Source organism: Endozoicomonas sp. SESOKO2 (genome assembly GCF_024606245.1).
Lineage (GTDB): Bacteria > Pseudomonadota > Gammaproteobacteria > Pseudomonadales > Endozoicomonadaceae > Endozoicomonas_A.
On the sequence record NZ_JAHHPQ010000480.1, the window covers coordinates 1 to 6,225 of the forward strand.

General features: G+C 46.2%; 2 protein-coding genes. Both read left to right on the top strand.

Annotated features, from left to right (window positions below; translation table 11 throughout):
- Positions 1-1,286, top strand: a 1,286-nt coding sequence (locus KDK17_RS10800) for a hypothetical protein (protein WP_257288078.1), incomplete at its 5' end; no start/stop codon positions are given.
- A 96-nt stretch (positions 1,287-1,382) separates the two neighbouring features.
- A partial coding sequence (locus KDK17_RS10805) for a hypothetical protein (RefSeq protein ID WP_257288079.1) occupies positions 1,383-6,225 on the top strand: 4,843 nt, incomplete at its 3' end.

Genomic DNA, 6,225 nt, shown 5'->3' on the forward strand with positions numbered 1-6,225 from the left:
AAGAATACGCAGCTGCGGTCATCGCCAACTACGTTCTTGACGATATTGCCTTTGAAAACGGTCGCAGGACTCTGGCATTCCTGGCCAATTTTCAGGATACCCTGACACCTTATGCCAATGCCGCTGGCATGTCTGAATCAGACCTGATCAAAATTATAAATAGTACATTGATGCAGGCTCATGCCGTAGCGGTTGAGCAGCAGCTCAATGATTACTGGGTCAAACCTTCAGCCTTCCTGGCACAGACGGTCACCTGGTATTTCTCCAGCTACAAACCTCTACTTTCGGCCCATAACACTCTCGAGGCTACCTTACTATCCCTGTCAAACATGTCGTTCCTCTACCTTCTGGATCTGACCAACAGGGGCGATTACCTGCACCGGATACTGACACCTTTCCGGCACTGGATGGAACACTATGGCGTCGATTTTAACCGAAACAGGCAATACGCCTACCACAGCGGCATTGAACAAGTCTCTGAATTGGGTGGACTGGCAATGCCATTGGGCAGGACCGCTTCCTCAATCATTCTGCTAAAAACCGGCTCTATGCTGTTTACCAGACAATATAACGCCAACCCCCACAGGTATCGCAGCCTTTTCCGCCTGGTTCCCGAAATGGTGAAATCCATGGGTTCCGGACAAGGGGTTAAGGTACCGCTGCTACACAGGATCACACCGGCAAAAGTGAAAACCATGGCATCTGCCACAGCCGGTCTTGTGCTGGGTCCGATAGCCACTGCCGGAGCATACGCCCACGGTCTTATATCCGGGTTTACCTATACTCAAACCTTCGGACTGGCTCTGACAACAAGCCTCACTTTCGACTTCTTCATGAATGACAACAAGATGCTCACTCAATGGCTGGGTGGACCTCTGGGCCGGAGTCTTGACAGGATCAATCGCTGGAGAGAAGCAGGCGAAACGGAATCTGACTATGTGAAACGTACTGCCATTACCACGCCTCAACGATTCAGTGAAACCGATGAAGCCTATGCCAACCGTGTTAAAGCCAACAACATGATGCATGGCTGGACGCAGGGCGAGCATTATCTTCAGTTCCGTGAAAGACGTGATCGGACCATGAAAATGTATGAGCATGGCTGGGAAAAATACTTCAGGGAAAATGTGCCTGAATGGTCATTCTCCCATGCAGAAAGCATTCCTTACTCCTACACTCTGGGAGCCCTCTTTGAATGGCAAAAAAGCAGTAATAAGAAACTTCCTGATCATGATAGAAAAATGCTTTCCGGGAAAGAGGATAAAGAGACCAGCGACGAACTTTGATATCAGAAATCAGCGGATGGCCTGTCCATCACAATCCAAACGAACGAAATCACTATAGAGGAATACATACTGGTTTTGTTTTTCTGAGGCAATAGAATGACGAACGCTCGCCCTAATGCATTAAACCTTGCAGTAGCGGCTGCAATCAGCACCTCCATCATTGGCACACAGGCACTGGCCGACCGCAAGCTGCAGACAAAGTCTGTCGATTTTGTGGGCAATGAACATTTGGAGTTTACCCACAGTGAGATCATTGTTAAGCCAACATTAGGTGATGACCAGCAGCCAATACCCAAATCCTTTACCACTACCTACCCTGATCAGCCTCAAGCCAGAGCGGTCTGTGCCGGTCCTGATATGGGCTTTACGAACGTTCTTTCTGTCACTCATAGTTGCGTATCCAGCATTGACCTGTTTGAAACAGACGAGAATGACGCTGCTCAGAAATACACCAAATTCCTGAAGGTGCGTGGTGAAGTAGTCTTCAAGTTCACCCATAACCTTGGAGAAGAGAAACTGGTTATTGAAGTCAGAGGTGGCATGACCGATCAGGATTCAGTGAAGGCTGTTCGTGATCAACTAAAAGGCGCTCAATCACTGGAACCGTTTACGAAAATCGCTGGCCCCGGACAACTGTACGCATTGCTGCAAGCTGCCGATGACAGAGCAGAAAACCTCGGTACCAGTGATCACTATGTTCCCCTTGCCACCATTGAAGTAGAAAAAGTTGAAGTGAATGGGCGTACCTTCATGCGTCTCATCGCTTCGGGCGATCAGCCTCCTGAACTGAAGCGACTGGGTCAATCGCTTTTTGTCAACGATGAAGCTCTCCTGGCAGCCGCCGCCTCTGCCTATATCCAGGTTCATGTCCTGGGAGAGGATTTACAACAGCAGGCCCTGAATGAACTGTTAGCACACAGCAAACCCGTCGGATACATTGTACACAGGGAGGATGACACACAATTTTATCCTCTGCCTGCGGGCTATCCAAAGCTGGAAGTATCAGAAGTTTCGGGAGAGGTGATTGTTTTCCATGGTCAGAAACTGAATCCGCATGATATCGCTTTTGTAGAAAACCTCAATAAACCTCTGGGTACCGAACTCGCTTCTTCGTTAACAAGACAGGTTAAAAAATACAAGGTCAAAAGCTACCAGCACGTCATTCGAAGCAGGCAGATGGCAGTGCTGGAGGATTTTGTTACACGACACGACGCTGCAGTTAACAGAGATCAGGAAACGCTTGCAGGGAAAAATAAACCGGAGACACTTTCCCTTGAAGAGGAAGATAAACTGGCGATACTTTCGCTTGCATACTACGAGTCTCTTCATCAGGCGTTAGCCAGCGCTACTCCAGATGAGGCAGATGAATTTGAGTTCACACCGGAACACATCAAAATCGCTTCGTCAGTCACCACGCCAACCTGGTTGCATATTCAACTTGCAAAACACTTCAACTTCAGACCCGTACTGAGAGATCTTCTGAATACCCGGCATTTTGTTCAGAATATGCTGAATACTGCACCCCATATCTCCAAACTACCGGGCGATTTTTGTTACAACGACGAACATTTTGCTGACAAAGTCCTGCGCGACCTGGCCAGACAATTGATTGAGGTGGATAACACGCTCGAAGACCTACAGATAAAAGAAGCCAAACTCTTACAGCTTGAAAATCAATTGCAGCAAGCAATGGAAAGAGTCGACGCAATTGACAAGGAAAAACAGCAAACACAACGACACTATGAGCAAGCTGAATTTGAGCTGGGACATCTTCGTTACGATATAGAAGAGCTTGAAAACCAGGAACGGAAACTTCAGAAGAAAATCAAACAAATTCCAAAGCTGAAACAACAACTCCGTGATGCCAGAATAGAAATCATAAATACCTACAACTCTGAGCTGGCAATAGCGCTTGGCATTGATGACTGGGATGATGCCCAGCCACAAGAAGAGCAATCCAGACGTCTCCTGGAGACAATTAATGACATGCGCACAAAGGTTGTCGCAACCTATACCGCAACAGGACAGTCTGATGAAGAAGTTGTAAAAGCAAAACTGGCGGCGATTGAAGGCCAGTTCAGTATTACTCCGGACGATAAAAACGATCTGAGTTACAGCAACCCCAGGTCCGGTTTAAATCTGGATGAGACATTAATGATGGCCGAAGAGAATCCTTCGGAGAGTCTGGCTTTAATTGAAAGACATTATGGTCTGGTCCCGGTTGACAAAGCTGACCTGAATGCACGTATCAAGGCCATTCAGGAACACCTTAAGCACGTTAACTACTTCAAGCAACTGGAAGAACAGGCCGATCAACCACCTGTTCAGCAACAAAGCATCGGCACAGAGACAGAAAAAGCAGCAGCAACCCGAGCTCACAATGCAGTCATAGGCTCGCATTTAAACTTGCCAGATTTTGAAGACAATACAGATCCTGACACTCAGCAAGAAGTTCTGTTCAATTGGATTGAATCAATGAATGCTGAAATACAAAAATTAACAAAAGTGAGCGATGATCAACTTAGCGAGATTGAAACACATCGCAAAAAGATTGAAACACTTCGCAAAAATATTGAAACACTTCGCAAAAGTCTTAAAACACTTCACATAAAGGATGCTGATCAAGTTGGTCTTATTCGAGAAATTCAGTCACGGAATTATAGACAACTTGACGAAAATGTAGCACTTCTCAGAGAGAATGCTCGTCAACTTGAAAAACTTGTAAGACTTGATACACAGCATATTCAAGGCGAAGCCATCAAGGCCCGGCATTTACAGAAAATGAACGCTGTGAGCGAAGAAGTGGAGATTCCTTTAGAATATATGCTGATGCATTTAGAGGAAATATACTCCAGAAGAGGTTATAGCAAAGCCGACGCCGCATTCTTACGAGCTGCTTTGGCAGGGTTTTATGGTACCAGCGGAGCAGAGGAAAATAGAAAACTGACAGACGCAGTGGAAGTCAGGGTGAAGAAGCTTGCAGATTTGGAAGAAGAACTGGAAAGCCTCAAAACACCTCGCCACATTGTCAAGTCTGAAGTACTTGAGACAATGGGTAACGTGGAAAAAATCCTGGAGCTGGATGACCCCGATAAAGAGGACGATGTTTATAAGCGTCGTAACGCCATTTCCAGGGGAATGCAGACATCCATCACAGAAGCCTCACAGAGGGCAGAGGAAGAGGCGCTGGATGTACTGAGATCCGTAGAAACACTACTCGGGATCGAAGTCAATGAGGATGATGAGAAAGCCACAAGACTTGACAGGGCTCGCAGTAGACTTGACGGCGATGATGTCACCGAAATAAAGCTGGATGATATAAAGAATGTCCTCTGGGATGAAAGCATCAAGCTTGATGAAGATAGAGATAGCAAACTCGATACTCTTCGTGCGCGTCTTACGTATTTAGTTGAAGACACGAATCTGCAAGCCAAATGGCAACAGTTAGATTTCCTTGAAGCAATAGAGTACAGACTGGACATCAACGTGGATGAAAACGTTGCTGCCAAAGAAAGAGGCAAGGATTTCGTTGCTAAACTGGCCGACGAACTAAAAGTGGAATTAAAAAAAGATGCCAGCCTGAATGAACAGATCCACGCTCTGGGGTACAGAATTCGGACATTAAACGATGAACTGGACAAAGTCATCAATGATCTCCTTGATAATGAAAGCATGGAAAGAGCCATATATAGCGAAATTGCCCATAACCTCGGGATTCAGGACTATGAAGATGATGCCGACGAGGATGTTCGGATCAATCTCATTACAGAAAAATTCCAACAGCTGTATAAAGAACTTTATGAAGCGGGTCGTCCTACGGTTAATGAGCGTATTGCAGCCATTGATGCTGAGCTTGACAGACAATTGGCTCGTCTGGGACCTAAACCACAATACGTTCTTGATCGTGAGGTAGCCCGAGCCAGGGGAAACATAGCAAAAGCTGAGATTGAGCTGGAGCAACTTCATCACAAACTGGATGCTGTTCATCGTGAACAGGTGGTATTCGCAGATTCTACTGATGCCCCCCCTGACACAGATAAATACATTGCAGCTCTCAATGGGGCACTGAAAGACATTCATACCAGGTTGGGCCTGACTCAGACTGATAATCAGACCCCTGAAGATCATTTAAACGACATTGAACGTTTTATTCAGAAAAGCGAATACTATGCAGAAAGACGAACTGAGGCCCTTCATCAACTGCACACTACCATCAAAGCTCTGAAAATCCCTTTTGAAAGTGACCCTGATAATCTGTTAGAAGAAAGTAATATCATGAATGCCATTAGAGACTATAGAGCCTCTCATGACCGAAATGAAGTCAATAAAGCATTGGGGGAACTGCCTGAAACCAGACACAAGTACACTCAGGTCACGAAGTTCCTGCATGAGCACGAGGCCAGAGAAATGGAATTAGCCAATGCACAGGATGAAGAAAAACAGGCACAAGAGGCACTTAACACTAAAAATCAGGCGATTGACCCTTCCAAAGACAGCGATCCGAAAACTAAAACCAAACTTGAGCACAATCTTGAGCACAATCTTGAGCACAATAGAGAAGTACCGGACTTAGTTCTGGAAAAGAAAAAAGCACACATTTCAAAAGCACAGGAAGCTTTGAAGGCTCATGAAGCGACTCTTAAAGTCATCGAAGATGACGTGGGCCTTAAGCCAGACCCCACTGCCCGCTACGCTGACCGGGTTGAGGCTTTGAGACATAAACAGGTAGAAATGGGCGGGTTTGACGGTAATGGCGGTAAGATCCTGCAACTGACTCAGGAACAGGACCGTCTGAACAGAGAAATAGAAGTCAGGACAGCGGACATAGAGCAATTAAAGGAAGTCCTGAAAGTCGCAGAGAAAGCCGTCGAAAATGAGGGTGGTCCCTTCCAGTACACGCCGAAACAGGCAAATATACTGACCGATATCTACGCCTTCG